Annotated in this window: 28 protein-coding genes; 8 read left to right on the forward strand and 20 right to left on the reverse strand. The window is 68.3% G+C overall.

The genetic code is table 11. From position 1 onward, the window contains the following. The first annotated feature begins 24 nt into the window (after window positions 1-24). The gene (locus M2282_RS22155) at window positions 25-1,398 is read left to right on the forward strand and encodes a tetratricopeptide repeat protein (protein WP_280810920.1); all 1,374 of its coding nucleotides are present in this window, start codon (window positions 25-27) and stop codon (window positions 1,396-1,398) included. A gap of 118 nt (window positions 1,399-1,516) precedes the next feature. Next, on the forward strand, window positions 1,517-3,112 hold the full coding sequence (locus tag M2282_RS22160) for an N-acyl-D-amino-acid deacylase family protein (RefSeq protein WP_280810921.1): 1,596 nt from the start codon (window positions 1,517-1,519) through the stop codon (window positions 3,110-3,112). A 16-nt stretch (window positions 3,113-3,128) separates the two neighbouring features. Here the strand turns inward: M2282_RS22160 and M2282_RS22165 are convergent, their stop codons facing one another. Both M2282_RS22165 and M2282_RS22170 read right to left on the reverse strand, forming a co-directional pair. Further along, window positions 3,129-3,824 (reverse strand): histidine phosphatase family protein, encoded by a 696-nt coding sequence (locus M2282_RS22165; RefSeq protein WP_280810922.1) that lies wholly within the window; start codon window positions 3,822-3,824, stop codon window positions 3,129-3,131. Between the two features lie 31 nt (window positions 3,825-3,855). Then, the gene (locus tag M2282_RS22170; protein WP_280810923.1) at window positions 3,856-4,497 is read right to left on the reverse strand and encodes a Yip1 family protein; all 642 of its coding nucleotides are present in this window, start codon (window positions 4,495-4,497) and stop codon (window positions 3,856-3,858) included. A 169-nt stretch (window positions 4,498-4,666) separates the two neighbouring features. Between M2282_RS22170 and M2282_RS22175 the strand changes: the two genes are divergently transcribed. Continuing rightward, window positions 4,667-5,377, forward strand: coding sequence for an alpha/beta fold hydrolase (locus M2282_RS22175; RefSeq protein ID WP_280810924.1), 711 nt, complete (start codon window positions 4,667-4,669; stop codon window positions 5,375-5,377). Between the two features lie 14 nt (window positions 5,378-5,391). Here the strand turns inward: M2282_RS22175 and pcp are convergent, their stop codons facing one another. The 7 genes from pcp to M2282_RS22210 are packed head-to-tail and all read right to left on the reverse strand — an operon-like array spanning window position 5,392 to window position 10,401. Beyond that, the gene (pcp, locus tag M2282_RS22180) at window positions 5,392-6,063 is read right to left on the reverse strand and encodes a pyroglutamyl-peptidase I (RefSeq protein ID WP_280810925.1); all 672 of its coding nucleotides are present in this window, start codon (window positions 6,061-6,063) and stop codon (window positions 5,392-5,394) included. A 7-nt stretch (window positions 6,064-6,070) separates the two neighbouring features. Beyond that, window positions 6,071-6,811 (reverse strand): 5-oxoprolinase subunit PxpA, encoded by a 741-nt coding sequence (pxpA, locus tag M2282_RS22185; RefSeq protein ID WP_280810926.1) that lies wholly within the window; start codon window positions 6,809-6,811, stop codon window positions 6,071-6,073. 50 nt (window positions 6,812-6,861) lie between these two features. Then, window positions 6,862-7,860: a biotin-dependent carboxyltransferase family protein gene (locus M2282_RS22190; RefSeq protein WP_280810927.1), complete on the reverse strand. Its 999-nt coding sequence runs from the start codon at window positions 7,858-7,860 to the stop codon at window positions 6,862-6,864. After that, window positions 7,857-8,519 (reverse strand): 5-oxoprolinase subunit PxpB, encoded by a 663-nt coding sequence (gene pxpB / locus M2282_RS22195; protein ID WP_280810928.1) that lies wholly within the window; start codon window positions 8,517-8,519, stop codon window positions 7,857-7,859. Before pxpB ends, M2282_RS22190 begins: the two co-directional genes overlap by 4 nt. 6 nt (window positions 8,520-8,525) lie before the next feature. Further along, complete coding sequence (gene coaD, locus M2282_RS22200; protein ID WP_013543389.1) at window positions 8,526-9,029, reverse strand: pantetheine-phosphate adenylyltransferase; 504 nt, start codon at window positions 9,027-9,029, stop codon at window positions 8,526-8,528. A 43-nt stretch (window positions 9,030-9,072) separates the two neighbouring features. Continuing rightward, window positions 9,073-9,726 (reverse strand): RsmD family RNA methyltransferase, encoded by a 654-nt coding sequence (locus M2282_RS22205; RefSeq protein WP_280810929.1) that lies wholly within the window; start codon window positions 9,724-9,726, stop codon window positions 9,073-9,075. A 36-nt stretch (window positions 9,727-9,762) separates the two neighbouring features. Then, on the reverse strand, window positions 9,763-10,401 hold the full coding sequence (locus M2282_RS22210; RefSeq protein WP_280810930.1) for a LysE/ArgO family amino acid transporter: 639 nt from the start codon (window positions 10,399-10,401) through the stop codon (window positions 9,763-9,765). A 76-nt stretch (window positions 10,402-10,477) separates the two neighbouring features. Here M2282_RS22210 and M2282_RS22215 point away from each other — a divergent pair, with 76 nt between their 5' ends. After that, complete coding sequence (locus M2282_RS22215) at window positions 10,478-11,392, forward strand: LysR family transcriptional regulator ArgP (protein ID WP_280810931.1); 915 nt, start codon at window positions 10,478-10,480, stop codon at window positions 11,390-11,392. Window positions 11,393-11,399: 7 nt separating this feature from the next. Here M2282_RS22215 and M2282_RS22220 read toward each other — a convergent pair whose 3' ends face one another. Both M2282_RS22220 and M2282_RS22225 read right to left on the reverse strand, forming a co-directional pair. Then, window positions 11,400-12,743 carry a M16 family metallopeptidase gene (locus M2282_RS22220; protein WP_280810932.1) on the reverse strand — a complete coding sequence of 448 codons (1,344 nt, stop codon included), beginning with the start codon at window positions 12,741-12,743 and terminating at the stop codon, window positions 11,400-11,402. A gap of 13 nt (window positions 12,744-12,756) precedes the next feature. Beyond that, the gene (locus M2282_RS22225) at window positions 12,757-14,208 is read right to left on the reverse strand and encodes a M16 family metallopeptidase (RefSeq protein WP_280810933.1); all 1,452 of its coding nucleotides are present in this window, start codon (window positions 14,206-14,208) and stop codon (window positions 12,757-12,759) included. Between the two features lie 29 nt (window positions 14,209-14,237). On the opposite strand from M2282_RS22225, the gene ftsY reads away from it, so the two are divergent. Beyond that, window positions 14,238-15,491 (forward strand): signal recognition particle-docking protein FtsY, encoded by a 1,254-nt coding sequence (ftsY, locus tag M2282_RS22230; RefSeq protein ID WP_280810934.1) that lies wholly within the window; start codon window positions 14,238-14,240, stop codon window positions 15,489-15,491. A 232-nt stretch (window positions 15,492-15,723) separates the two neighbouring features. Here the strand turns inward: ftsY and M2282_RS22235 are convergent, their stop codons facing one another. Further along, complete coding sequence (locus M2282_RS22235) at window positions 15,724-17,550, reverse strand: hybrid sensor histidine kinase/response regulator (protein ID WP_280810935.1); 1,827 nt, start codon at window positions 17,548-17,550, stop codon at window positions 15,724-15,726. Between the two features lie 15 nt (window positions 17,551-17,565). After that, complete coding sequence (locus M2282_RS22240; RefSeq protein WP_280810936.1) at window positions 17,566-18,276, reverse strand: response regulator transcription factor; 711 nt, start codon at window positions 18,274-18,276, stop codon at window positions 17,566-17,568. Between the two features lie 178 nt (window positions 18,277-18,454). Between M2282_RS22240 and M2282_RS22245 the strand changes: the two genes are divergently transcribed. Beyond that, complete coding sequence (locus tag M2282_RS22245; RefSeq protein ID WP_280810937.1) at window positions 18,455-18,916, forward strand: DUF962 domain-containing protein; 462 nt, start codon at window positions 18,455-18,457, stop codon at window positions 18,914-18,916. A gap of 99 nt (window positions 18,917-19,015) precedes the next feature. Continuing rightward, window positions 19,016-19,957, forward strand: a complete 942-nt coding sequence (gene rpoH, locus M2282_RS22250) for an RNA polymerase sigma factor RpoH (protein WP_280810938.1) — start codon at window positions 19,016-19,018, stop codon at window positions 19,955-19,957. A gap of 44 nt (window positions 19,958-20,001) precedes the next feature. On the opposite strand, the gene M2282_RS22255 is transcribed toward rpoH, so the two are convergent. The 6 genes from M2282_RS22255 to M2282_RS22280 are packed head-to-tail and all read right to left on the reverse strand — an operon-like array spanning window position 20,002 to window position 25,118. Continuing rightward, the gene (locus M2282_RS22255) at window positions 20,002-20,844 is read right to left on the reverse strand and encodes a DNA alkylation repair protein (protein WP_280810939.1); all 843 of its coding nucleotides are present in this window, start codon (window positions 20,842-20,844) and stop codon (window positions 20,002-20,004) included. 12 nt (window positions 20,845-20,856) lie between these two features. Beyond that, window positions 20,857-21,462 (reverse strand): SCO family protein, encoded by a 606-nt coding sequence (locus M2282_RS22260; protein ID WP_280810940.1) that lies wholly within the window; start codon window positions 21,460-21,462, stop codon window positions 20,857-20,859. 19 nt (window positions 21,463-21,481) lie between these two features. After that, entirely contained in the window at window positions 21,482-22,387 is a 906-nt protein-coding gene (gene cyoE / locus M2282_RS22265; protein ID WP_280810941.1) for a heme o synthase, read from the reverse strand. Next, entirely contained in the window at window positions 22,384-23,610 is a 1,227-nt protein-coding gene (locus tag M2282_RS22270) for a COX15/CtaA family protein (RefSeq protein ID WP_280810942.1), read from the reverse strand. The genes cyoE and M2282_RS22270 overlap by 4 nt, the downstream gene beginning before the upstream one ends. A 7-nt stretch (window positions 23,611-23,617) precedes the next feature. Beyond that, on the reverse strand, window positions 23,618-24,301 hold the full coding sequence (locus M2282_RS22275) for a hypothetical protein (RefSeq protein ID WP_280810943.1): 684 nt from the start codon (window positions 24,299-24,301) through the stop codon (window positions 23,618-23,620). Continuing rightward, window positions 24,285-25,118 (reverse strand): SURF1 family protein, encoded by an 834-nt coding sequence (locus tag M2282_RS22280; RefSeq protein WP_280810944.1) that lies wholly within the window; start codon window positions 25,116-25,118, stop codon window positions 24,285-24,287. The genes M2282_RS22275 and M2282_RS22280 overlap by 17 nt, the downstream gene beginning before the upstream one ends. Window positions 25,119-25,145: 27 nt before the next feature. On the opposite strand from M2282_RS22280, the gene M2282_RS22285 reads away from it, so the two are divergent. Continuing rightward, the gene (locus tag M2282_RS22285; protein ID WP_042582813.1) at window positions 25,146-25,376 is read left to right on the forward strand and encodes a twin transmembrane helix small protein; all 231 of its coding nucleotides are present in this window, start codon (window positions 25,146-25,148) and stop codon (window positions 25,374-25,376) included. Window positions 25,377-25,453: 77 nt separating this feature from the next. On the opposite strand, the gene M2282_RS22290 is transcribed toward M2282_RS22285, so the two are convergent. Continuing rightward, window positions 25,454-26,335, reverse strand: a complete 882-nt coding sequence (locus M2282_RS22290; RefSeq protein ID WP_280810945.1) for a cytochrome c oxidase subunit 3 — start codon at window positions 26,333-26,335, stop codon at window positions 25,454-25,456. Window positions 26,336-26,383 lie beyond the last annotated feature (48 nt).

Consider the following 26,383-nt stretch of genomic DNA (forward strand, 5'->3'; position numbering starts at 1 on the left):
CCAGGGGCATGGCACCATGACGCCATGCCCTCCGGAAATCCGCATGCCGCCGACAGCCTCGGCAATCCACTCACCCTGGACGACCCCTCCAGGCTCGCGCTGGTCGACGACTTCGTCATGGGCTTCATCTCGACCGAAGCGCGCGCCGTCAATCTCATCGCGCTGGCCGACACCGATGCGAGCCCCATCGTGCAGGCGTACTGCGCGACGCTGCACCTGTTTGCCGAATCGCGCGAGGCCGTCGCCAATGCGCGGCCGTTTCTTGCCAAGGCGCGCGCGGGCGCTTCGCGCGCCACGCCGCGCGAGCAGCGCTACATCGCAGCCATCGAGGCATGGGCCGATGGCGACATCGCCCACGCCATCGCGCTGCATGCGGAGCAGGCGCGCGAGTTTCCGCGCGACCTCGTCTCGGTGAAGCTCGGCCAGTACCACTGCTTCAACACCGGCGACTGCCCCGGCATGCTGCGGCTCGCGCTCGCGGTGCTGCCATCGGCGGCCGATATGCCCTACGTGCACGGCATGGCGGCCTTCGGCTACGAGCAGTGCCACCTGATGCGCGAGGCCGAGACCAGCGCGCGCCGTGCCATTGCCATGTGCCGCAAGGAGCCGTGGGCGCACCATGCGCTCGCGCACGTGATGCTCACCGAAGGCCGGCTTGCCGAGGGGCTCGCGTTCATGGAGAGCGTGAGCGACACCTGGACCGGCCTGAACTCCTTCATGGTCACGCACAACTGGTGGCACGTGGCGCTGTTCCTCATCGACCTGGGCCGCGACGCCGAGGCGCTCACGGTGTACGACGAGCATGCGTGGGGCGTGGCCAAGGACTACTCGCAGGACCAGATCGGCGCGGTGTCGCTGCTCGCGCGACTGGAGCTCGCGGGCATCGACGTGGGTGCGCGCTGGGACGACGTGGCCGGCTACTTGCTGCAGCGCCAAGCTGACCATGTGCTGCCCTTTCTCGACCTGCAATACCTCTATGGGCTCGCGCGCGCCGGGCGGCCCGAGGCCGATGCGCTGCTGCGCAACATCGAGGCCTTCGCGCCCGATGCACCGCCTTCGACACGCGCCGCATGGCAGCGCGTCTGCGTGCCGGCCGCGCAGGGGCTCGTGGCGCATGCGCGCGGCGATTTCGCTGGCGCCATCGACGGGTTGGGCGTGGCGCTACCACGCATGATCGAGATCGGTGGCAGCCATGCGCAGCGCGACCTGTTCGAGCAGGTGTACCTCGATGCGCTGGTGCGCAGGGGCAGCGAATCGACGCTCGCAGCGGCGCAGGGCATCCTGCAGCAGCAGCTCAATGGGCAGCCCGAGTCGCTGAGGCTGCGGCGGCAGACGGGAGCCGTTTATGCACGGCTCGGCCTCGGGCAACTCGCCGCGAGCCCGCCCTTGCACGGCTGATTGCGAAGGCCGCAGCCATGCCTTCCCGTCATGGGAGGTGGTGCAAAAGGAATTAACGGCGGCGCGGATGCGACTCCTAAACTGGGCGCTCCACTCCGACACGATTCCTCACCCCCCCATGCAGAAATCCCTCGTCATGCTGGCCGTGCTCGCGGCCCTCGCTCCGCTCCCACCCGCACTTCACGCCGCCACCGACAGCCCTGTCGAGCTCGATCTGCTGCTGCGCGGCGGCACCGTCTACACAGGCGATGCCGACACGCCGGTCGTGGGTGACGTCGGCATCGTGGGCGACCGCATCGTCTTCGCGGGCAAGGCCGCACCCGCGCAGTTCAGGGCGCGGCGCGTCATCGATGCGAAGGGCATGATCGTCGCACCAGGCTTCATCGATGCGCACACGCACGCCGACACCGACCTGCATTCCACCGATGCGCACAAGCGCCTGAACATTCCGTTCCTCACACAGGGCGTGACCACCGCAGTGATCGGCAACGACGGCTTCGGTGGCTTCGACATCGCGTCGCAGGCGCAGCGCCTGCGCGCCACGCCGGTGGGCACCAACGTCGCGATGTACGTGGGTTTCGGGCCGGTGCGCATCGACCAGCTCGGCGAGGCCAACCGCGCGCCGACGCCCGCGCAGCTGGAGGCCATGAAGCAGCATGTGAGCCGCGCGATGTGCGAAGGCGCGCTGGGCCTCTCGACCGGCCTCTTCTATCCGCCGCAGAACTTCTCGAAGACCGAGGAGGTCATCGAACTTGCGAAGGTCGCCGCCCGGCACGGAGGCCTCTACGACAGCCACATACGCGACGAGTCGATGTACAACATCGGCCTGAGGGGTGCGATCGACGAGGTGATCCGCATCGGCCACGAGGCGCACCTGCCGGTGCACGTGGCACACATCAAGGCGCTGGGTGTGGATGTACAGGGCCAGAGCAGCGACATCATCCGCCGCATCGAGAAGGAACGCGCCGCGGGTCTGGACATCACGGCCGACCACTATCCCTGGACGGCTTCGAGCACGCGCTTTTCCGCCGCGCTGGTGCCGCCGTGGGCGGTCGACGGCGGCCGCGCGGCGATGCTGCAGCGCTTCGACGAAGCGGCCGTGCAGGAGCGCCTTCGCACCGGCATGCGCGAGAACCTGCGCCTGCGCGGCGGGCCGGACACCATCCTGTTTTCCGCCGGCAGCACCAAGTACGTCGGCAAGACGCTGGCCGATGTGGCCAAGGGCGCGAACGCCGATCCGGTGGACGCTGCCATCGCGGTGCTGCGCGACGGCGACCTGATGATCGCCTCGTTCAACCAGAGCGACGACGACGTGCGGGCGTTCATGAAGCGGCCGTGGGTCATGACCTCATCCGATTCGTCGCAGGGCCATCCGCGCGCCTACGGCACCTTCGCGCGCAAGTACGACCAGTACGTGGTGAAGGAGCGCACGATTTCGATGGGGCAGTTCATCCGCAGCAGCTCTTCCCTCACGGCCGACACGCTGAGCCTGCAGCAGCGCGGACACCTGCGCCCCGGCTACTACGCCGACGTCGTGGTGTTCGACCCGGCGCGCTATGCGGCGAAGGCCACGTACACGCAGCCGACCCTGCTATCGGTAGGCGTGGTCACGGTGCTGGTGAACGGCCGGCTCGCGGTCGATGGCGGCAAGCCCACGGGCGTGGGGGCCGGGGTGCCGCTGCTGCGCGTGCCGAAGGCGGGCAGCTGCGGCTGAAGAGAAGAGGTGGGCCTCAGCCCTTGCTCTTGAGATGCCGCGTCTGGTCGTACGTCGGCTGCGGGGGCAGGTCGGCGAGGTGGCGCGTGTCGGCCCATTCGACGATCTCGATCGCATCGGGCGCCGCCGGATCGGCGATGCGGATGCGGTTGAAGCCGGCATTGGGAATGTCGCTCTGGCGCGGTCCGCTCAGGCTCTGCCCCCTGGCGGTGCGCCACACCATGTCGAGCACGCCGCCATGGGTGACGACGATCAGGTGTTGCCCCTTGTGTGCGGTGGCGATGGTGCCGAGCGCCGCAATGATGCGCGCATGGAATTCGCGTGCCGTCTCGCCCTCGGGCATCGCGTGGTCTTCGCGGAACTCCAGCCATTCTTCCCAGGCGCGCGGATGCAGGGTCTGGATCTCGTCGGAGCGCATGCCTTCGACGATGCCGAAGTATTGCTCCCGCAATCCGGCCGAAGTGACCACCGGCAGCGACAGCTGCAGCGCCGCCGGGGCCGCCGTCTGCTGGGCGCGCATGAGATCGCTGCTGATCAGGTGCTGTGCCGGCTCGCCCGCCAGGCGCAGGCCGATGCGGCGCGCCTGTTCATGGCCGATGTCGTTGAGCGGCACATCCGCATGCCCCTGGAAGCGCAACTCGCGGTTCCAGGCGGTTTCGCCGTGACGGATCAGGATGATGTCGGTGGTGTTGTCGGGTTTGGGCGTTGGCATTGCCGCCCATTTTCCACCGCGCGGGTGACGCTCAGGCTTTTGCCGCCGCGAGTTGTTGCACAACTGCCACCGCTTCGCCTGCAAAGCCAAGGCCGACGCGCGCGGGCGACGGCGTGAGCAGCGCCAGCACCCAGGCGATGACAAAGCCGCCGACGATGGCGCAGACCACCACCACCGCGGTGTACGCAATAGCCTTGTCGACCGGGCACTTCATCAGCACCGGCAGGCCCAGGTACAGCAGGTAGATGCCGTAGAGCGCAGCCACAGCGCCCAGTACCGACAGCGAGGGCAGCAGGCTGAAGATGCCGCCCACGAAGGCCGCGGTGCTCGAATAGGCCGAGAGCTTGAGCGCGCTGACCTGGCTCTTGCTGCCTTCGAAGGTCGGCGCCATCGCATCGATGATCAGAGCAAGCACGAACACCATGACCAGCGACAGCACGTAGCCCACGATCATGTTGGCGAGCCCGGAGACGATGGGCACGCGGAAGTTCACGCCGAATGCACCGAGACCCACGACCGACAGGCCGATGAAGCTCGCCACCGCCGGAATGAGCGCAAGGATCATCACGTAGTTCTTGTAGAGCGAAGCGGCATCGGCCGGCTCCGCATCGATCACGGGCCATGTGGCCTTGGGGCGAAGCAGGATGTCCTGCACACGTTGAACCAGGTTCATTTGTTGTCCTCGACATGAAGCTCGAATGCGCGCGCGGGGTGCGTCGCGCAGCGCCGGAAAGTATGTAGCGCAAGCCCCGCAATGGCTGCTGGCCATGAAGCCTATGCCGTTACCTATACCCGTACCTATGCCGTTATGCCGGCTTGCCGCCATCGCGCAGAATCGCCCCATGCCCCACCTCGTTCTACTGCCCGGCCTCGCCTGCGACGAGCGCCTCTGGGAGGCCCAGCGGCCTGCCCTTCCCTCCGCCTTCGATGCCCGCGTGAGCGACGTCCAGAGGCGCAACGACACCATCGAAGCCATGGCCGCGGCCGTGCTGCGCGAGCATGCGGGGCCATTGGTGCTCTGCGGCGCGTCGATGGGCGGCATGGTCGCCATGGAAGCGGCCCGCCAGGCGCCCGAACGCATCGCCGGGCTCGCCCTGCTCGGCACCAGCGCGCGGCCCGAAACGCCCGAGATGTTCACGTTGCGCGAAGGCGCCATCGAACTCTTCGAACGCGGCGAGGCGCGCGACGTGATCGAGGCGAATGTCTATTTCGCCTTTCATCCCACGCAGGCCGACGACCCGGCGCTGGTGCAGCGCTATCTGGACATCGTGCTGGATGCCGGCACGGCCCAGCTCATCGCCCAGAACCGCGCGGTGATGCGGCGCCCTGACGCGCGCACTCACCTCGCTTCGCTGCGCGCGCCGGTGCTGCTGATGTGCGGCGACGACGACAAGCTCGCGCCGCCCGAGCACACGCGCGAGATGGCGGCACTGCTGCCGCAGGCCGAGGTGGTGTGGGTGCCGCAGTGCGGCCACATGCTGACGATGGAAAAGCCTGAATTCGTCAACGCGGCGTTGAACGCCTGGCTGGCGAAGACGTTTCCGTCGGCCTGAAGAAGCTCGGTGCCTCAGTGCAGCTGGCCGCCGGTCTCGGCCACGTCCTGCTGCACCGTGAGCGCAGTGGCGACTGCGATGCGCAGCGCCTCGGTCATCGTGGCCAGCGACATGCTCGGCGCACCCGGAAAACGCGCCGCCTGCTCAGGCAGGTACGGAATGTGGATGAACCCACCGCGCAAGCCCGGCACCGGGTGCGTCGCGATGCGGTGCATCAGCCCGTAGAAGATGTGGTTGCACACGAAGGTGCCCGCGCTGTTCGACACGGAAGACGGAATGCCCGCGGCGCGCAGGTCGCGCACCATGGCCTTGATCGGCAGCGTCGAGAAATACGCGGCCGGGGCACCAGGCACCACCGGCAGGTCGATCGGCTGGTGACCCGCGTTGTCGGCGATGCGCCCGTCGTCGATGTTGATGGCGATGCGCTCGGGCGTGATCTCCGAGCGGCCGCCGGCCTGGCCGACGCAGAGCACCAGTTGCGGCTTCAGCTCGTCGATAGCGCTTGTCAGCGCATCGATGGCGTCGCCGAAAACGCATGGCACTTGCCGGGCGTGCACCGTGGCACGGCCGACCTTCCAGCCGTCGAGTGCGCGCACCGCTTCCCATGAGGGGTTGATGGCTTCGCGGTCGAACGGGTCGAAACCGGTCAGCAGAACGCTCGCAGCTTGCGCTTGTGCCTTGGCCATGCCGCGCTCAGGCCGTTGCGCGGACGGCGATGCCCTCGGCCTGCAGCCGCTCGCGGATGCGGCGCGCAAAGGCCAGCGCATGCGCGCCGTCGCCGTGCAGGCACACGGTCTGCGCGTTGACGGCCACGGTGCTGCCGTCGATGGCGGTCACCTGGTGGTCACGCACCAGCGAGAGGGTCTGCGCGATCGATTGCTCCTCGCTCTCGATCAGCGCACCGGGTTGGCTGCGGGGCACGAGGCTTCCGTCGGGCATGTAGCCGCGGTCGGCGAACACTTCTTCCACGGGCGTGAGGCCGGCGCGGCGCGCGGCGTCGATCATGTTGCTGCCCGCGAGGCCGAAGAACCTGAGCGAGGGGTCGAAGCGGCGCACCGCCTCGCAGAGTGCATCGGCGAGTTCGGGCTCCTTCACCGCCTGGTTGTAGAGCTGGCCGTGCGCCTTCACGTGCGAAAGCTTTCCACCCTCGGCCTTGACGATCGCGGCGAGCGCGCCGACCTGGTAGAGCACGTTCGAGACGATCTCGTCGGGCGGCAAATGCATGGTGCTGCGGCCGAAGTTCTCGCGGTCGGGAAAGCTGGGGTGTGCGCCGATGGCCACGCCGTGTTCGATGGCCCACCGCACGCACTGGTGCATGGTCTTGGCATCGCCCGCGTGCCAGCCGCAGGCAATGTTGGCGGAACTCACGAGGCCGAGCAGTGCTTCGTCGCTGCCGGCGCCTTCGCCGAGGTCGGCATTGAGGTCGATGTGCATGGGGAGGGTCCTTCTTCTTCCGCCGCCCACTGGCGGGTTCTTCGCACAGTCTATGCCGTGCCCGGCCAGCCTGCCACGGCCAGCCCTTGCGCCACCTGCGCCAGGTAGCGCTGCTGATCGGCCCATGCGGCGAGCGCCTCTGCCATGTCGACCTGCACGAGGCGCAGCTTGCCGTTGAGCGGCGCCTGCGCGAGCTTCCACAGGTCGGCGCGGATCACCACGCCGATGCGCGGATAGCCGCCTGTCGTCTGCGCATCCCCCATCAGGATGATCGGCTGGCCCGAGGGCGGCACCTGGATCGTGCCGGGGATCACGCCCGACGAGAGCATGTCGCCCGCGCGCTTGCGCTTGAGTTCGGTGCCCGCGAGCCGGCTGCCCATGCGGTTGCTCTGCGAAGTGATGCGCCAGCGCTCGCCCCACAGCACCTCGCGCGCGGCCAGGGTGAACTGCTCGAACTCGGGACCGGGCAGCACGCGCAGTGCGATCGCGCCATCGGCTTCTTCAGCGCCCCAGCCGGGTCCGCGCAGGCCGAAGGGTTTGCGGGCGCGTTGCGCGGCGTCGAGCCGCGAGGCGCCTAGGGGCAGCTTGTCGCCCTTGCGCAGGGCGCGGCCTTCGTGGCCGCCGAAGCCGGCCTTGAGGTCGGTGCTGCGCGAGCCGAGCACGGGCGCCACGGCGATGCCGCCCGCGACGCCGAGCCAGCTGCGAAGGCCTGCTTTCTTCGCACCGGCTGCATTGGCGCCCATGAGCTTGAGGACCTGGCCCGCAGCCACCGGCACGCTCCAGCAGGGCCAGAGAGGCACGCCGTCGAGCTGCGCGCCGAAGTCGTCACCGCCGAGCGCGATGCGCGTGTCGGTTTCGAAGCGCAATTCGCAACCACCCATCGTGAGTTCGAGCCCCGCGGCGCCATCGGAATTGCCGACCAGCCGGTTCGCGAGCGTGAGCGCCAGCACGTCGAGCGCGCCGCCGGGGCAGATGCCCAGCTGGCGATGGCCGTGCCGCCCCAGGTCCTGCACCGAGGCCAGCAGGCCGGGCTTCTGGACGACGATCATGTCTGCACGCTCTCGACGACGAAGCGCACGCGGTCGCCCGGGCGCAGCAGGGTGGGCGATTCGGCCGCCGGGTCGAACATCTCGAGCGAAGTGCGGCCGATGAGCTGCCAGCCGCCCGGCGACACCAGCGGATAGATGCCGGTCTGCTCGCCGCCGATGCCGACCGAGCGCGCGGGCACGGCGGTGCGCGGCTCCGCGCGGCGGGGCGTGGCGAGTTCGGGTGCGAGGCCGCCCATGAAAGCGAAACCCGGGAGGAAGCCGAGCAGGTACACCACGTACTCGCCCGCGCTGTGGCGCCGCACCACCTCGGCCGGCGTGAGGCCGGTGTGCGCCGCGACGTCGCCGAGATCGGGGCCGTGTTCGCCGCCATAGGCGACGGGAATCTCGACCAACCGCCCTTCGATTGCCTTGGCCGAAAGCTTCGGCCAGACCTGGAGCACCTGCGCCGTGAGCGCATCGAGTTCGATCGCGGTCGGATCGAAAGTCAGCGTGAGGTTGTTCATGCCGGGCAGCACTTCGCCGACGCCGGGCCATTCGCGCGCTTGCGCGGCCAGCGCCCAGATGCGTTGCTGCTGCACCAGCGTGGCCGGTGCCGGCAGCTCGCACAGGAGCGCTGCATCCCCGAGCAGATGCAGACGGGGTGGCGGCGAACCGCTCATCGCGGGTTATTCACGGCCGAGGCTGCGCACTTTCGCCGCGAGCATGTGCTCGACGTTGGGCGAGACGAACTTGTTGACCTCGCCGCCGAGCATGGCGATCTCGCGCACGAAGGTGCTGGAGATGAACTGGTACTTGTCGCTGGGCGTGAGGAACACGGTCTCGACATCGGGCATCAGCGAGCGGTTCATGCCCGCGAGCTGGAATTCGTAGTCGAAGTCGGTCACCGCGCGCAGGCCCCGCACCATGGCCTTGCCGCCGCGCGCCACCACGAAGTCGCGCAGGAGCCCCGAGAAGCTCTCGACGGTGACCTGGTCGCTGTAGGGCTTGACGGCTTCGCGCGCCATGTCCATGCGTTCTTGCAGGTTGAACAGCGCCTTCTTGTGGTGGCCCGCCGCGACGGCGACGATCACCTTGGAAAAAAGCTGGGTGGCGCGACGCACCACATCCTCGTGGCCGAGGGTGATGGGGTCGAATGTGCCGGGGTAAACCGCGATGACGTTGCTGGCCATGGTTTCTTCTTCCTCATGCTGCCGGTGCGGCTTGTTCGGCGGATTATGCAGTTGCGTCCGAGGCCAGACGCAACAGGTGGGCATGCACGGCGCCCGCCTTGAGGTAACGAAAGCTTGCGAGGCCGAGGGCGGCGAGCTCCTCGGCGGTCCACGGGCGAGGAGCCTCGAGGTAGACCACGCCACCGGGGCGCAGCGCGCGCGCAGCGGCGCGCAGGGCGGGTTCGTAGAGCGCGGTGCTCTCGAAGGGCGGGTCGAGGAAGACGGCATGCAGGCTCGCGGCCGTGGTGCGCTCGAGCGCCGTGAGGCCGTTGCCGCGCTCGATGCGCACTGCCTCGGCCGACAACTTGGTCTTCGCGGCCTGGAGCTGCGCGACCAGCGCGGCATCCTGCTCGCACAACAGCACGTTCGCCGCACCGCGCGAGGCGGCTTCCAGGCCCAGCGCGCCGGTGCCCGCGAACGCATCGACGCAATGCCAGCCCGGCAAGTCGCCGCCACCCGCCCCGGCGAGGCTCGCGAGCCAGTTGAACAGCGTCTCGCGGACGCGGTCGGGCGTGGGACGCAGGCCCGGCTTGTCGGCCACCGCGAGGCGGGTTCGCTTCCATTGGCCGCCGATGATGCGGACCTCGTTGGGGCGCACGGCACGTGCGGGGCGCTTGGCGGGCGGACGGGGAGCTGCTGTGGCTTTCTTCTGGGGCATGCGGCGAGCTTAACGCCCGTTGCACCCGGCCGAGGCTCAGGCGCCGGTCAGCGCGCGCCGCGCCAGCATGGCGGCCAGCACGAGCATGGTGACGCCGATCAGCGCATCGAGCATCTGCCATGCGCGCGGCCGCGCAAACACCGGCGCGAGCAGCCGTGCGCCGAAGCCCAGCGCGCTGAACCACAGTGCGCTCGCCATCGAGGCGCCCACGACGAACCAGACCTTGAGCGACCCCGCGTACTGCGCGCCCGCGCTGCCCACGAGCAGCACCGTGTCGAGGTAGACATGCGGGTTCAGCAGCGTGAAGCCCGCCGCCTGGGCTACCACGGCCACGCGCGAAAGCGAGGCGCCCTGCTGCGACGCTGCCTGCAACGCGCCGGGTTGCCGCGACCGCCACAGCGCCCGCAGGCCGTAGCCGCAAAGGAATGCCGCGCCCAGCCCCGCAAGCGCCGTTGCCAGCATCGGCCGCCCGTTCAGCGCCTGCGCCATGCCGGCAACGCCCGCACCGATCAGCACCGCATCGCCGGCCGCGCAGAACAGCACCACGGCGCTCACATGCTCGCGCCGCAGGCCCTGGCGCAGCACATAGGCGTTCTGGGCGCCGATGGCGACGATGAGCACCAGGCTCATGAAGAATCCGTTGAGGAAGGCGGTGGTGGCGAATTCGGCAGGCATGGGTGAGAGCTTGCCGCGCGCTGCGGATTAACTCAAACTAAACCTCCTAAATCGAATTCAGTTTTACTTAATTCACATGCTCGACTACGCCGCCCTGCACGCCCTGGCCGCCGTCGTGCGCGAAGGCAGCTTCGAGCGCGCTGCGCGCGCCTTGAACGTCACGCCCTCTGCCGTCTCGCAGCGTGTGAAGCTGCTCGAGGAGCGCACGGGCGGCGCGCTGCTGGTGCGGGGCCAGCCCTGCGTTGCCACGGAGGCCGGCCTGCAACTGTGCCGCCACATGGAACGCGTGGGCATGCTGGAACATGAGCTGCGCGACGCCCTGCCCGCTCTCGGCATGGGCGGCAATGGCGAGGCGGGCGAGCGGGTCACCGTGCGCGTGGCCGTCAACGCCGACAGCCTGGCGACATGGTTCATGGCCGCGGCCGCCAGCTTCTGCACGCAGGAAGAAGCCGCGCTCCTCGACCTCACGGTGGACGACCAGGACCACACGGCCGAGCGCCTGCGCACCGGCGCCGTGCTCGCGGCGGTGACCGCGCTGGCCCAGCCGGTGGCCGGCTGCAACAGCGAGGCGCTGGGCACGATGCACTACGTGGCGGCCGCGAGCCCCGAGTTCGTGCAGCGGCATTTCGCCAGGGGCGTGGGCGCGCGAACGCTGGCGAGCGCGCCGAGCCTGGTGTTCGACCGCAAGGACCGCCTGCAGGCGCGCTGGGTACGCCGCATCTGTCACCGCAACGTCGAGACGCCACGGCACTGGATTCCGTCGCCGAACGCTTTTGTGGAGGCCGCATGCGCGGGCATGGGCTGGGGCATGCATCCGGCCAGCATGGTGGCCGATGCGATCCGAGCAGGCGCGCTGGTGGAACTGGTGCCCGGATCGACGCTGCCGGTGCCGCTCTACTGGCAGCAGGCGCGCGCCGCGCCGCAATTGCTCAAGCGGCTCGGCACGGCGGTGCGTGCGGCCGCGACGAGCGGCCCGCACGCGCTGTCCTAGCGACCGCCTACTTGCCGCCCACCACCACCGTCACCATCCGCTCCGGCTGCAGCTTGCGCGCAAACGCCGCCTTGACGTCGGCCGCGGTGACCGCGTTCATGCGTGTGGTCCAGGTATCGAGGTAGTCCAGCGGCAGGTCGTGCCAGGCGATGTTGGCGACGTTGCCGATCAGCTTGCGGTTGCTGTCCAGCAGCAGCGGAAAGCCGCCGATCAGGTTGTCCTTCGCGGCCTTGAGTTCGCTCTCGGTCGGCCCTTCGGCCACGAACTTCGCGAGCACTTCGCGCGAGACCTTGATCGCTTCTTCCGCCTGGTCGGGCCGGGTCTGGAACCCGATGCGGAACGCGCCCGCGTCGAGCCCCGGCGCGAAGCCGCTGTAGACGCTGTAGGTCAGCCCGCGCTTCTCGCGCACCTCGTTGGTCAGGCGCGAGACGAAACCGCCGCCGCCCAGCACGTAGTTGCCGAGGTTGAGCGCGAAGTGGTCGGGGTCCTTGCGCGGGTAGCCGGGCTGGCCGATGAAGACATGGGCCTGGGCGGAGTCGAAGGGAATGCGCTCGTCCTTCGGCGCCGTCAGCGCGGCCACCGGCGCGATGGTCGGCAGCGGCGTGCAGGCGTCGTTGGCGGGCAGGCGCGAGAGCAGCGTGGTCGCCACGGATTCGGCCTCGGCCCGCGTCACCGCGCCCACGATGCTGAGCTTGGCGCGGCACGGCACGATGAGCTGCTGGTAGCGCTGGCGCATGGTGGCGGTGTCGATGCGCGCCAGCGTTTCCTCGGTGACTTCCTGCCCGTAGGGATGCACGCCGTACACGTCCTGGCCGAACGCGCGGCCCGCGATGGTCGCGGGCTTGGTGTTGGCCTCCTTGATGGCGGCGTTGATGCGTTCGCGCTCGCGCAGCCACACGTCGTCGGGGAACGAAGGCTCGCCGATCTCGCGCGAGGCGAGCGCCACGGCCTTGCCCAGCAGTGCCGGGTCGGAGAGCGTGCGCAGCAAGTAGCTCATGCGGTCGGTGCCCGCGCTCACGTCGAAGCTCGCGCCCAGGTCGGCCCAGGCTTCGCCCAGGGCGTTCTGGTCGAGCGCGGGTTCGCCGCTCTTGCCGGCGCGCACGCCCTTCTCGACCATCGCCGAGGTCACGCTCGCCAGGCCGGCCTGCGGCGCCGGGTCGCGCCGGCTGCCGGCGTCGAAGTCGACCTGCACGTCGACGATGGGCAACGCGTTGGTCGCGACGAGGTAGATCTTGGCGCCATTGGCAAGCGTCCAGTGCTGGATAGGCAGTGCGGCCTGGGCGCTGCCAAGGCCGAAAACGGCGGTGCCTGCGAACACGGCGCGCAGCGCCAGTTTCTTGAGAGTCATCATGGTTCCGGGTCTTTCAGCGCAGCTCGCCTGCGGGCGCCGCGAAGCCACGGCCGCGGGGCTTGGCTTCGAGCGGCAAGGGACGCAGCGTGGCCACCGTGAGCTGGTCGTCGCCGAAGTACTTGGCGGCCACGGCCTGCACCTGCGCCGCCGTGACGGCCTGCAGCCGGGCGACGATGCGCTCGCTCGCGTCCAGCGGCAGGCCCTGGATCCAGTTGCTGCCGAGTTCGCGGGCCTGCGCCATCACCGAATCGCGCTTGTAGGTCTCGCTGGCCACCCACTGGGTCTTGACGCGGGCCAGTTCGGCTTCGCCTACGCCTTCTTTCGCCACGCGCGCCACCTGGGCGCGCAGCGCGGCTTCGACCGCCTCGGCGCTCTTGCCGTGGGCGGGCACGCCGTCGAGCACGAAGAGCTGCGGACCGCGGCCGATGAAACCCGAATAGGCGCCGGCGGAATCGGCCACCCGGTCCGGGCCCTGGGTGAGCGCGCGATCGAGCCGCGCACCGGCATAGCCGTCGAGCACGGCCGAGAGCACCACCAATGCCCACGAGTCGCTGTTCGTGTCGTCGATGTTCGCGATCTGCGGCACGCGGAAGGCGAGCGACACATAGGCCTGCTCGGCGGGCGCCTTGAATTCGATGCGGCGGATGCCGCGCTGCGCCGGTTCGATGCGCGGCTTGCGCGGGGGAACGGCGCCTGCGGGGATGCGGCCGTAGTATTTCTCGGCCAGCGCGCGGACCTGTGCGATGTCGACGTCGCCGGCCACCACGAGCACCGCGTTGGCCGGCATGTACCAGCGCTTGAAGAATGCGCGCGCGTCGTCGGGCGTCATCGCATCGAGGTCGCTCATCCAGCCGACCACCGGGCGGTGATAGGGCGAGGCGGTGAAGACGGCGGCGTTCTGCTGTTCGCCGAGCAGCGCGCGCGGCTGGTCTTCGGTGCGCAGGCGCCGCTCTTCCTTGACGACCTCGATCTCGCGCTTGAACTCGTCGTCGGGCCACTGGTTGTTGGCGAAGCGGTCGGATTCGAGCTTCATCACCTGCTCGAGGCTGCCGACTGGAATCTGCTGGTAGTAGCCGGTGTAGTCGCGGGTGGTGAAGGCGTTTTCCTGGCCGCCCAACTGCGCCACGCGGCGCGAGAACTCGCCGGGCTTGATGTCCTTCGTGCCCTTGAACATCATGTGTTCGAGCGCATGTGCGACGCCGGAAGTGCCGTCGACCTCGTCCATGGAGCCGACGCGGACCCAGACCATCTGCACCGCGGTCGGTGCGCGCCGGTCTGGCTGGACGATCAGCGTCATGCCGTTCGCGAGGGTGAATTGCTGGGGGCCCGGTGCGGCCGCGGTGGCGGCCGAAGATGCAGCGGGAGCCGGTGTGGACTGGGCCTGCGCAGGCATGGCCCAGGACGCCGAAAGCGCCACCGCCAGCACCGCACCAGACGCAGCACTGCGTGGCGAGAGGTGTTTCATAGAATGGGTCGGATTGTAAAAAGCTCCTGATGTTCAGTTTCTTCAAGAAAAAACCGCCTGCCGAAACCCCAGTCGCGCCGGCGCCTCCCCCGCCCGTTGCACCTGCGCCCGCTGCCGAGCCCGCACCTGCGCGCTCGGTGTTCTCGCCTTCGAGCTGGTTCGGCGGAAAGCCCGCGGCCGAAGAGGCGCCGCCTGCACCGGTCGAAGCGCCCGCGGTGGTCGTGGCCCCTGCGCCGGTTGCGCCGCCGGTACCCGCTCCGGTCCCGATTCCATCGCCCGCGCCGGTTGCAACCCCGGCCCCTGCGCCGGCTCCGGCTCCGGTTCCGCCTCCTGCTCCCGCTCCCGTCCCGGCGCCTGTCGTCACCGAAACGGCTGCGGCCACCGAACGCAAAGGCTGGTTCGACAAGCTCAAGACCGGCCTGCGCAAGACCGGCACCGGCATCCAGGCCGTGTTCGTCAACGCGCAGATCGACGACGCGCTGTATGAAGAGCTCGAATCCGCCCTGCTGATGGCCGACACCGGCGTCAGGGCCACCGAATACCTGCTCGACGACCTGAAGATTCGCGTCAAGCGCCAGATGGCCACCAACGCGGCGCAGGTCAAGCTGCTGCTGGCCGATGCCATCACCGACCTGCTCAAGCCGCTCGAGAAACCGCTGGTCATCGGCCAGTTCACGCCCACCGTGATCATGGTGGCCGGCGTCAACGGCGCGGGCAAGACCACCTCCATCGGCAAGCTCACCAAGCACCTGGCCACCGAGGGCGCCTCGGTGCTGCTGGCCGCGGCCGACACCTTCCGGGCGGCGGCGCGCGAGCAGCTGCTGGTCTGGGCCGACCGCAACACGGTCGAGATCGTGAGCAACGAGGGCGGCGACCCCTCGGCCGTGAGCTTCGATGCGGTGAATGCCGGCAAGGCGCGCGGCAAGGACGTGGTGCTGGTCGACACGGCCGGCCGCCTGCCGACGCAGCTGCACCTGATGGACGAGCTCAAGAAGATCAAGCGCGTGGTCACCAAGGCCGATGCCACCGCGCCGCACGAAGTGCTGCTGGTGATCGACGGCAACACCGGGCAGAACGCGCTCGCGCAGGTCAAGGCCTTCGACGAGACGCTGGGCCTCACGGGCCTGATCGTGACCAAGCTGGACGGCACGGCCAAGGGCGGCGTGCTGTGCGCCATTGCACGCGAGCGGCCGATTCCGGTCTACTTCATCGGCGTGGGGGAGAAGCTCGAAGACCTGGAGACCTTCAACGCGCGCGAATTCGCGCAGGCGCTTCTGGGCTGAGCTCGGCCAAAGCCTGCCAAACCCGGGCAAAAAAAAGCGGCCCCCGCTTGCGCCGGGGCCGCTTCTCCACTTTTCTTCTTCTCTCCCTTCCCCCTGGTTCTGGCTCCGCACCGCCCTTAGGCTGCGTCGGAATGCGGTGAAGATATTCGGCGGGGCGAATGCTCACCAGTGCCGAAAGTCATGGCATTCGATCTTTACGCCAGCGATCGGCGTTTAATTACTACCTATGTTTTCAGGCGTCGACCGCTGACGGCCGGGCCACCGGCTTCGGAGCAGCCAGGTCGGCCATCGCCTGGAGCAACGCGGCCGCCGCGACCGGCTTGAACAGCACCGGCACCCGCGACTCCCGCACACGTTGAAGGCGGGCGGGCGAGGTCTCTCCGGTGATCAGCAGCAACGGGATTTCGGCGCTGCCCTCGCCCGGCCCCTGGCTCAGGCGCAGGCCGGCATCGAGGCCGTCGACGCCATCGGCCAGGCGGTAGTCGCACAGCAGCAGATCGAACGGGCGCCCTTCTCCGTGCGCCTTTTGCAGGGCCGCGGCGGCGCCGGCCTCATCGGCCACGGCGTGCGCATCGATCGAATGGGAGCGCAGCAGGCCCGTCATGGCTTCACGGATCTCCAACTCGTCGTCCAGCAGCAGCACGCGCCCAGGCAGCAGCGGCGCAAACGTGCGCCGCTGCGCCTGCGCCTCACCGGCGTCGGTTGGAAAAGAAGGAAACAGCCCACCTGCCTGCGCACGGGCAGTTGGCAGCACGACGCGAAAGTGGGTGCCCCGACCCGGCCGCGAATGCATCTGCACCGGATGGCCGAGCAGCCGCGACAGCCGCTGCACGATCGACAGGCCGATGCCCAGGCCCCGGGAGCGGTCGCGGCCGGGATTGTTGACCTGATAGAACTCTTCGAAGATGCGGCCCGACTGCTCGGGGGCGATGCCGATGCCGGTGTCGCGCACCTCGACCCACACCGCATCGCCGCGCTCCCGCGCCATCACCGTCACGCCGCCGCGGGCGGTGTACTTGAGCGCGTTGTCCATCAGGTTGGACAGCATGCGGTGCAGCAGTTGCGGATCGCTGTGCACCCACAGGCCGCTGGCGCGCACGCGCAGTTGCAGCTGCTTCTGCTCGGCGCGGGCTGAGAAGGTGTGGTTGAGCGGCAGGAAGAGCGCGTCCAGTTGCACCGGCTGCGCCGTCGGCGTGATCACGCCCGCATCGAGCCGCGAGACGTCCAGCATGGTGTCCAGCGATGCGCCCAGCGCGTTCACCGCGCGCATCAGGCGCTCGGCGTTGCGGCCTTCGGGACGGTCGCGCAGCTCGTTCTCGAGCGCGGCGCCGAAGAGCGCGATGGCGTGCAGCGGCTGCCGCAGGTCGTGGCTGGCGGTGCCGAGGAAGCGGGTTTTTTCTTCGCTCGCGCGCTCGGTGGCGGCGATTTGCTCGCCCAGGCGGGCGGCCAGCGCTTCGTTCTCGAAGCGCAGCATGAGGGATTCGGTCAGCAGCTTGTGCTGGCCGATGCCCGCGCGCAAGGTCAGCAGCAAGTAGGCCGCGCCGGCAGCCGCCAGGAAAAGATGCAGCCCATCGCGCTGCCATGCCAGTGCGGTGATCAGGCCCAGCGACATCGGGAGCGTGTAGCCGAAGAGCGCCGACTTCAGCGGCCAGAGCGACTGCGCCGCGCGGGCGCAGCTGCCGACGATCACCGCCATCAGCAGCGAGGTCATCGGCAGGTTGTCGTACGGCACGATCAGCCAGGGCACCACCGCCGTGATCATGCTGACCAGCGTGACCATGCGGGAGATCTTGCGCGCCCAGTACGCGCTTTCTCGCGCGGGCCGCAGCGGCGTCCAGCGCGGCGTGAAGAAGACGTAGATGTCGGCGATCACCAGGCCGCCGATCCAGAACAGCAGGCTCAGGTTGCGCAGCTGCGAATAGATGATGCAGCCGAACACCACCACGAACGCCATGTGGGTCAGCGTCGAGACGATGTAGGTGTCGTAGACCGAGGCGACGTGCTCGCGCAGGACCCGCTGGCCCAGGGTGTGGTCGGCAGGCAGATCGCTGGACGCCACGGCCGGCACAAATGCTCAGTGCAGCGTGCTGATCAACTGGGCGCGCGAGCGCATGCCGAACAGCAGCAGGATGGTCGAGACGTGGTTCTTCACCGTGCCCTCGCTCAGGTTGGCGAGCTGGGCGATTTCCTTGTTCGCCTTGCCCTCGAGCACCCACTGCAGCACCTGCATCTGGCGCGGCGTGAGCTCCTGCCAGGCGCTGGCGTGGGCGAACCCGGCGTAGCCGGTGAGCGCCTTCGGCGCGGCCGGCGGCGGAATGTCGGCCGCATCGGGGTCGAGCAGGCCGCAGGCGCGGATGAAGCTCACCACCTCTTTCAGGTCGGCCGACTTGGGCAGGAAGGCGCTGGCACCCAGGGCGAGCACGCCTTGCGCCAGCGTGCTGTTGCCGGTGCCGGAGAGCACCACGATGCGCGCCGCCGGAAAGCGCAGCCGGAACTCGGCCAGGCCGCTCAGGCCGTGGGTGTCGGGCAGCGCGAGGTCCAGCAGCACGAGGCCGATGGCGGCCTGGTGGGTTTCGTAGAGCGCGAGGGCGTCGGCGACGTTGCCGGCCTCGAAGACCTCGATGCGCGCGCCGGACGAACTGGCCTGCGCCTGCACCAGCGCACAGACCCCCAGGCGGAGCAGGTCATGGTCGTCCACGACCAGAATCGCGGTCGGCGCGCGAACCGGGAGGCCCGCCCCCGCGGTCACAGGCGGAGGCGTGGAAGAAGAATCGAAGGGAGCCACGCGTTTGATCTTAGCTGCGCAACGCGCTCGCGACAGTGCCCTAAGTCATGGCACGGCCCGCCCAGCGGCGCGGAATTGCTACTTTTTCAGTAGCACCCATCGCACTTGCCATCGCCAGCGGCTCTGGGCACCATCGAAGTTTCGCCGCACCGAACGGCTCCTTTGGAGACTCACCACGATGAATAGCGCCGCCGCCCCGATGGCCGCGAGCGACCGCAAGGTCGACCGGCTGCTCGCGCACTATGAGGAAAGCCACCGCAATCCGACCAACGAGCTGATCCACTACATCGCCATTCCCGCGATCATGCTGAGCATCGTCGGGCTGCTTTTTGCGATTCATCCGTGGGTGGCTTATGTTTTCGTGGCCGCGAGCCTCGTCTACTACGCGCTGCTGCGCGCACCGGCCTTCCTACTGACGATGCTCGTGCTCACCGCGCTCGCCCTGGCGCTGGTGCATGCGATGGGTGGGCTTGTTTTGCCGGTTTCGGCCGCCATCTTCGTGGTGGCCTGGATATTCCAGTTCGTGGGACACAGGATCGAGGGCAAGAAACCTTCGTTCTTCGAAGACATCCAATATCTCTGGGTCGGCCCGCTGTTCGTCCTGTCGAAGCTGTTCCTGAAGCTGGGGGTCCGCTGGTAGCCTTTGGCTATCGAAGCGATAGCGACTCAAGGGGAACCCTTGCCTTAGCACTCCCTCCAACCGAGTGCTAATATGGCCAATACAAAGGAGTTTCCCCTGATGACAACGCTGTCTGGAGTCTCTGCCAACCAGCTGGCCGTCGCCAATCCATGGTCGATGGTCCCCCCGCTGGGCAACCTGGATGCATACATTTCGGCCGCCAACCGCCTGCCGCTGCTCACGCTCGAAGAAGAGCAGGGCTTCGCTCGCAAGCTGCGCGACCAGAACGACCTCGACGCTGCCGGCGCGCTGATCCTGTCGCACCTGCGCCTCGTGGTTTCCATTTCCCGCCAATACCTGGGTTACGGGCTGCCGCACGGCGACCTGATCCAGGAAGGCAACGTCGGCCTCATGAAGGCCGTGAAGCGCTTCGACCCCGACCAGGGTGTGCGGCTGGTGAGCTACGCCATGCACTGGATCAAGGCCGAGATTCACGAGTACATCCTGAAGAACTGGCGCATGGTCAAGGTCGCGACGACCAAGGCCCAGCGCAAGCTGTTCTTCAACCTGCGCTCGATGAAGCAGGGCTTCAAGGCCGACTCGGCGGCGTCCGACAACGGCACGCACCGCGAAACGCTCAGCCCCGACGAGGTGTCGCAGATGGCGATGCGGCTGAACGTCAAGCCCGAGGAAGTGCTCGAGATGGAAACCCGCCTGTCGGGCGGCGACGTGCTGCTCGATCCGGGTCCGTCCGATGACGGCGACGAAGCCTTCGGCCCCATCGCCTATCTGGCCGACGCCACGCAGGAACCGACCGCCCTGCTCGAATCGCAGCAGCGCGACCGCCTGTCGAGCGACGGTATCGCGACCGCGCTCGAAGCGCTGGACGACCGCAGCCGCCGCATCGTGGAAGAGCGCTGGCTCAAGGTGAACGACGACGGCTCGGGCGGCATGACGCTGCACGACCTGGCTGCGGTGTACGGCGTGAGCGCCGAGCGCATTCGCCAGATCGAAGTCGCTGCGATGAAGAAGATGAAGAAGGCTCTGGCGGACTACGCGTAAGCCTGTCTCCATCCATGAAAAAAACCCGGCTCTGCCGGGTTTTTTCATGGGCCTTTGGAGAGCGTCCGCAAGGCCCGTTTCGCGATGTACCGCGTCGCGTCGGTGTCCGATTGCGCGACCCACCGTTTGCACAGCTTTTCGACCCACTCCGCCTGTGTCTTGCTTGCATCGTTGAGCCAGTTCGCGACCGAGTTCTGCACATAGCGGCTGCCGTCCGCGCGCAGCGGCTCGATCAGCGGCAAGGCACGCCAGGGCTCGGCCTTGAGCGCCTCGATCTGCGCGCACCACACGCCCCGCGGCCGCGTGAGTTCGCTGGCGAAGCGGCGGATGTTCGGATCCGCATCAAACACCCACGCCTGCAGCAACTCGAGCGCCTCGTCCAGCGAAGCAATGACCGCGTCGCGCACCGCCATCCAGGCGATCTCGCGCACGCCGAAATGCGGATCGGCGGCGAAGCGGCGCACCGCCTCGAGTTGCGCCGGCAAGGGCAGCTCCGAGAGCGTGACCCACTGCGCCGCCCAGCAGCGCGCCACGTCGCTCGCATGCGTGGCCAGCCGGTGCGCGACGGCATCGCGCTCGGCGTGAAGCGCCGTCAGGTCATAGAGCGCGCGGGCGATGTGGGTGTGGCGTTGCATCGGCTTGAAGGCGCCGAGCATGGCGATGGTGTCGACCAGCCGCTCGCTCGTTGCATCGAGCCCGACATGTCCCGCCACGCTGCGCGCCAGTTGCGGCAGTTCGAGCGCCATGAACTCGTTGAGATTGACGGTTTCGAGCAGCCCGTCGTTGAGGGCGCGCAGCACCTCAGGTGGAATGAGCGCGATGCGGAAGGCGCCCTTGCGAGACTTCAGGTGATCGAGCGAGGCAACAACGACACCGGCGTCGTCCATGACCGGACGTCCTCAGGAACCGAGCAGCGTCTTCAGGTCCGACACCATCGACGGCACGCCCGCGCCGTAACGCGCATAAAGCCGCAGCCGGCCCTGCGGGTCGTAGATGAAGCTCGCGGCCGAGTGGTCCATCGAATAGCTGGTGGGCGTCTTGCCGTCGACCTTCTTGTAGTAGACCTTGAAGTCCTTCGCAGTCGCGGTGAGTTCGTCGGGCGTCGGGATCAGCGCGACGAAGCTCGGGTCGAACGCGCCCATGTAGGCCTTCATCACCTCGGGCGTGTCGCGCGCCGGATCGACGGTGACGAACAGCACCTGCAGCTTGTCGCCGTCCTTGCCCAGTTGCTGCTTGACCTGCGCCATCTCGGTCATCGTGGTCGGGCAGACGTCGGGGCACTGCGCATAGCCGAAGAACAGCACGACCGCCTTGCCCTTGAAGTCGGCCATGGTGCGGACCTTGCCGTCGGCGTCCTTCAGTGAGAAGTCCTTGGCGTAGTCGGCGCCCGTGATGTCGACCGCATTGAAGCTCTGCTTGGTCTCGCTGCACGCCGCGAGACCCACGCCCAGCGCCGCCATGGCCATGCTGCCGGCGATCAATTGGAGAGCGTTGCGCTTGTTCATGGGAGCGGGGGTATTCAATTCAATGGAGGTAGTGATCGACGAGCAGCGCCAGGAACAGCACGCTCAGGTGGATCAGCGAAAACCGGAAGGTCTTGCGCGCGAGCGTGTCGGAATAATTGCGCCAGAGCGCAAAGGCGTACCCCGTGAAGCCGATGCTCACGGCCACGGCGACCGCCAGGTACAGCCAGCCGCTCATGCCGTAGATGAAGGGCATCAGGCAGGCCGCGAAAAGAATGAAGGTGTAGAGCAGCACCTGCAGCCGCGTGAACTCGTTGCCGTGCGTGACCGGCAGCATCGGCAGCCCCGCCTTGCGGTAGTCTTCGACGCGGTAGAGCGCCAGCGCCCAGAAGTGCGGCGGCGTCCACAGGAAGATGATGAGAAAGAGGATCAGCGCTTCGGGGCCTACGTCGCCCGTCATCGCGGCCCAGCCCAGCACCGGCGGCATCGCGCCCGAGGCGCCGCCGATCACGATGTTCTGCGGCGTCAGCGGCTTCAGGATCACGGTGTAGATCACCGCATAGCCGACGAAGGTGGCGAAGGTCAGCCACATGGTGAGCGGGTTGACCGTGAACCACAGCAACGCCGAACCCGCCGCGCACAGCAGCGCAGAGAACACCAGCGCCTGCAGGTCGCTGAGCTGCCCGCGTGCGGTGGGACGCCAGGCGGTACGCTTCATCTTGGCGTCGATGCCCTTCTCGACCAGGCAGTTGAACGCCGCCGCCGCGCCGGCCACCAGCCAGATGCCGATACAGGCGAGCACGGCGCGCTGCAGGTCGAACCACGAGGGCAGCCCGGGCACGGCCAGCACCATGCCGATCAGCGCGCAGAACACGATCAGCTGCACCACGCGCGGCTTGGTCAGCGCGTAGAACTGGCGCAGCACGTTGGCAGTGCTGGTGTGCTGAACAGGGATCGGGGTGCTCACGCGGGGGCTTTCTTCGAGGTGGAGGTCGTGGAGGTACCGCGTGCATTGTCGTCGGCACGCACCGTGGCGGTCGCGGCGGCTTCACGGCGGCTTTCGCACAGCGCCCAGGTCAGCACCACGGCAAGTGCCGCGGCGCCGCCGGTGTGGAGCACGGCAGCGGCCAGCGGCCAGCCGAGCAGCACGTTGCCGAGGCCGGTGGCGAGCTGCAGCAATGCGAGGCCGGCCAGCCAATAGGCTTGCGGGCGCAGCGCGTCGCTGCGGCGCAGGCGCCAGGCGAGCACGCCCAGTGCGACGAACACGGCGTACGCCATCAACCGGTGCGCGTAGTGGATCGCCGTGAGTGCCGAGAAATCGAGCGGCTGGCCGTCGCCGGTCACGCCGAGGTGGCGCCAGATCTCGAAGCCCTGCGCGAAATTCATCGGCGGCCACCAACTGCCCTGGCAGCTCGGGAACTGGGTGCAGGCGAGCACCGCGTAGTTGGTGCTGACCCAGCCGCCGAGGGCGATCTGCAGCACGAGCAAGACGGTGGTTGCGATCAGGCCGTTGCGCAGGGCCGGCGACACGGGCGTCGGCAAGCGGTCTGCAGCAACCTGCCGATAGCGAACCGCCTGGATGCACAGAAGCGCAAGCAGCACGATGGCGCCGAGCAGGTGCAGCGTGACGATCGCGGGAAAGAGCTTCCAGGTGACGGTCATCGCGCCGAAGGCGCCCTGCAGGCACACCCAGACCAATGTCGCAGCGGGCCACCATGCGCTGAGCGTGGCGTGGTCGCCGTCCGCCGGTGCTGCGGGCTTGCGCAGCTGGCGCCGCCGCACGATCCAGGTCGCGCCCGCCAGCGTCAGGATCAGCACGCCCACGCCGGTCGCCAGGTAGCGATGGACCATCTCCACCCACGCCTTGCTGTGCGTCACCGGCCCGGTCGGCTGGGCCGACTGCGCCATTGCGATCTCGTGCCGCGCGCCGACCGGGCTGGCGTTGCCGTAGCAGCCGGGCCAGTCGGGGCAGCCGAGGCCCGAATCGGTCAGGCGGGTGAAGGCACCGAACAGCGTCAGATCGAAGGTGAGGAACAGCGTGAGCACCGTCAGCGCATGCAGCCGCCGCGCCGGGCCGTGCCCCGCATTGCGGCGCCACACCCAGACCAGGGGCCCGAGCGCGATCAGCACGCCGGCCGCCATCAGCCAGGCGATCGGCGTGAGGTCGTACAGGGAACTCGTGTCCGTCATGGGCAGGTCAGCGGCCGGGTTCGTCCCACGAGGAGGAGGCGCGCAGCAGGCGATCGAGGTCGCGCTTGGCGCGGCTCGCGCCGGCGGCGTCCATGCGTGCGGGGAAACGCATCATCCAGTTGCCCATCGGGTCGACCACATAGAGGTGCTCGGCGAGGTTGTGGCCCGAAACAGGCGAAAGCCACTTGGCCAACTGGTCGGCCGGCACGCGCAGCACCGTCGCGCCATGCAGGCCGTTGTTCAGGCGCTCGGGGATGGGCGCGGCATCGCTCACGAGCCAGACACGGTCCATGCGGTCCTTCTCGCGGCCGAGGCTCTCGCGCAGTTGCCGCTGCAGGTAGAGCTGCTGCTCGCACAGCGCATCGCAGGCCGCATCGGCCACCGCCACCAGCAGCCACTGGCCCTTGAGCGTGGCGACGTCGACCGGCGCGCCATTGCGGTCAGTGGCGGTCAGCCTGGGCAGTTCGCGCTGCGGGTTGATCAGCTCGCCGTAGACGCTGCGGCCTTCGGGACGGATCACGTAATAGGTGAAGTACGACGCGATGACCGGCGCCGCGCACATGAGCAGCACCGCGATCATCTTCCAGCGCCCGACGACCGTGCGCCGACCCTCGGCGCCGTCGAGCGCCTGGTTGGGCGACGGCATCGAATGCACCGTCAGGCCCAGCGGTTCGTCAGAGGCGGCGTTCATCGCGTGCGCGGTGCCGCGAGCGGCGGAAGGGGGTGATGAATTGGAACCAGACATAGAGGATGACGACGAGGGCCGAAAGGCCGAACCACTGGAATGCGTAACCGTAGTGCCTCTCCAGGCCCAGCGCCGGGGCCGGCCAGTCGCGTTGCAGGCCCTCGGAGGCCGGCCCGGTCTGCTGCAGCGACACATCGGTTCGCAGCGGCAGCTTGGTCTCGGCACGGAACGCCTCCAGGTCGAGATTTTGCCGGATGGACGAAGACCCCTCGGCGGCCGGTGCCGGCGCAGCGGCGGAACCCGCTGGAGCGGACGCGGCGGCCGCCGGCGTGCCGAGCTCGAGCAGATGGCTCGGCGGCGGCTCGATCAGGCCGGTGACCTCGACGATGCCGGCGGGCGTCTCGACCGCTCCCAACTTCGTGCGGTCGACGAAATTGCGCTGCACCCAGCCGCGCTGGATCATGACCGCCTGCTCGGTGCCTTCGAGGGCGAAGGGCGTCAGCACATAGAAGCCGGGCACGCCGTGCATCTGGCGGTTGTCCAGGTAGACCGTCTGCGGCGTGAGCCAGAGGCCTCGCAGGCGCACCGGGCGATGCAGCGAATCGGTCGCGCTCGGGAGCGCCAGGAACTCGGACTGGTCGAGCGCGGGCTTCTGCTTCTGGGCGTCGATGCTGGCTTGCAGTGCCTCTTTCTGCGCGGCGCGCGAGAGCTGCCAACGGCCCAGGGAGACTGTGGCGGCCAGTGTCAGCACTGTGGCGATGGTGAGGAGCAAAAAGCGGCCACTCCGGCGGGGCGCGGCGGTGTTCAGGGGTGCGGGGGTCACTGGAGAGGACGGGGCGTGCGGCCGATAATGCGGGTCATGAAATATTTCGTCGCCCTGGTCTTCGTGGGCATCTTCGCGAGCCTCGCCTTTGCGCTGTACTTCATGCTGAAGGACGGTCGCAACGGGCGCGCCAAGAGCGGCGGCATGGCGCGCGCGCTCACCTTTCGGATCGGCCTGTCGGTGTTTTTGTTCCTCTGCATGCTGCTCGCCTGGAAACTCGGCTACATCCAGCCCACCGGGCTCCCGCTCGGCAAGTAGATGGTGCTCGTTCCACGAGAACCATGAAAAAGGCGCCTTGCGGCGCCTTTTTTCTGGAGTGACGCGAGGTTCTTCGCTCAAAGCCAGTAAACCAGCATGTAGAGGCCCAGCCACACCACGTCCACGAAGTGCCAGTACCAGGCCGCGCCTTCGAAGCCGAAATGGCGCTCGGGCGTGAAGTGGCCCTTCTGCAGGCGCAGCGTGATGAACAGCAGCATCAGCATGCCGATGAACACATGCAGGCCGTGGAAGCCGGTCAGCATGAAGAAGGTCGAGCCGTAGGTGCCTGAGCTGAGCTTCAGGTTCAGTTCGGTGTACAGGTGGTGGTACTCGTAGCCCTGCACGCCCAGGAAGACGATGCCCAGCAGCACGGTGAGCCACATGAAGCGGATGGTCTGCGCACGATGGCCGGCACGCAGCGCGTGGTGGGCGATGGTGAGCGTCACGCCCGAGCTGAGCAGCAGCGCAGTGTTGATGGTGGGCAGCCAGAACGGGCCCACGGTCTGGAACGGCTCGACGATGCCGGCCGGCGAAGCGGTTGCACCGGCGGCCACGCTGGGCCACACGGCCTTGAAGTCGGGCCAGAGGATCGCGTTGTCCAGGCTGCCGAGCGCCGGCAGCGAGTGGGTGCGGGCCCACCACAGCGCGGTGAAGAAGGCGCCGAAGAACATCACTTCGGAGAAGATGAACCAGCTCATGCTCCAGCGGAACGAGAGGTCGACCTTGTGGCCGTACTGGCCGCCTTCGCTCTCGCCGATGGCGGCGCGGAACCACACGAAGAGCGTGCCGAGCCAGCCGAGCATGCCGGCCGCCAGCGACCAGGCGCCCCACTCATGGCCATTGATCCATTGCGCCGCACCGAGGATCACGAAGAACAGGCCGGTCGCGGCCATGACCGGATAGGCCGATGGTCCGGGTACGAAGTAGTAGGGCGTGGTGCCGTGGGTGGTTGAACTCATATCAGCTCCTGGCTTTCTTTCTTCTCGCGATTCAATGGATTCTGGTTG

The sequence above is a fragment of the Variovorax boronicumulans genome (assembly GCF_029892485.1).
GTDB lineage: Bacteria > Pseudomonadota > Gammaproteobacteria > Burkholderiales > Burkholderiaceae_C > Variovorax > Variovorax boronicumulans_B.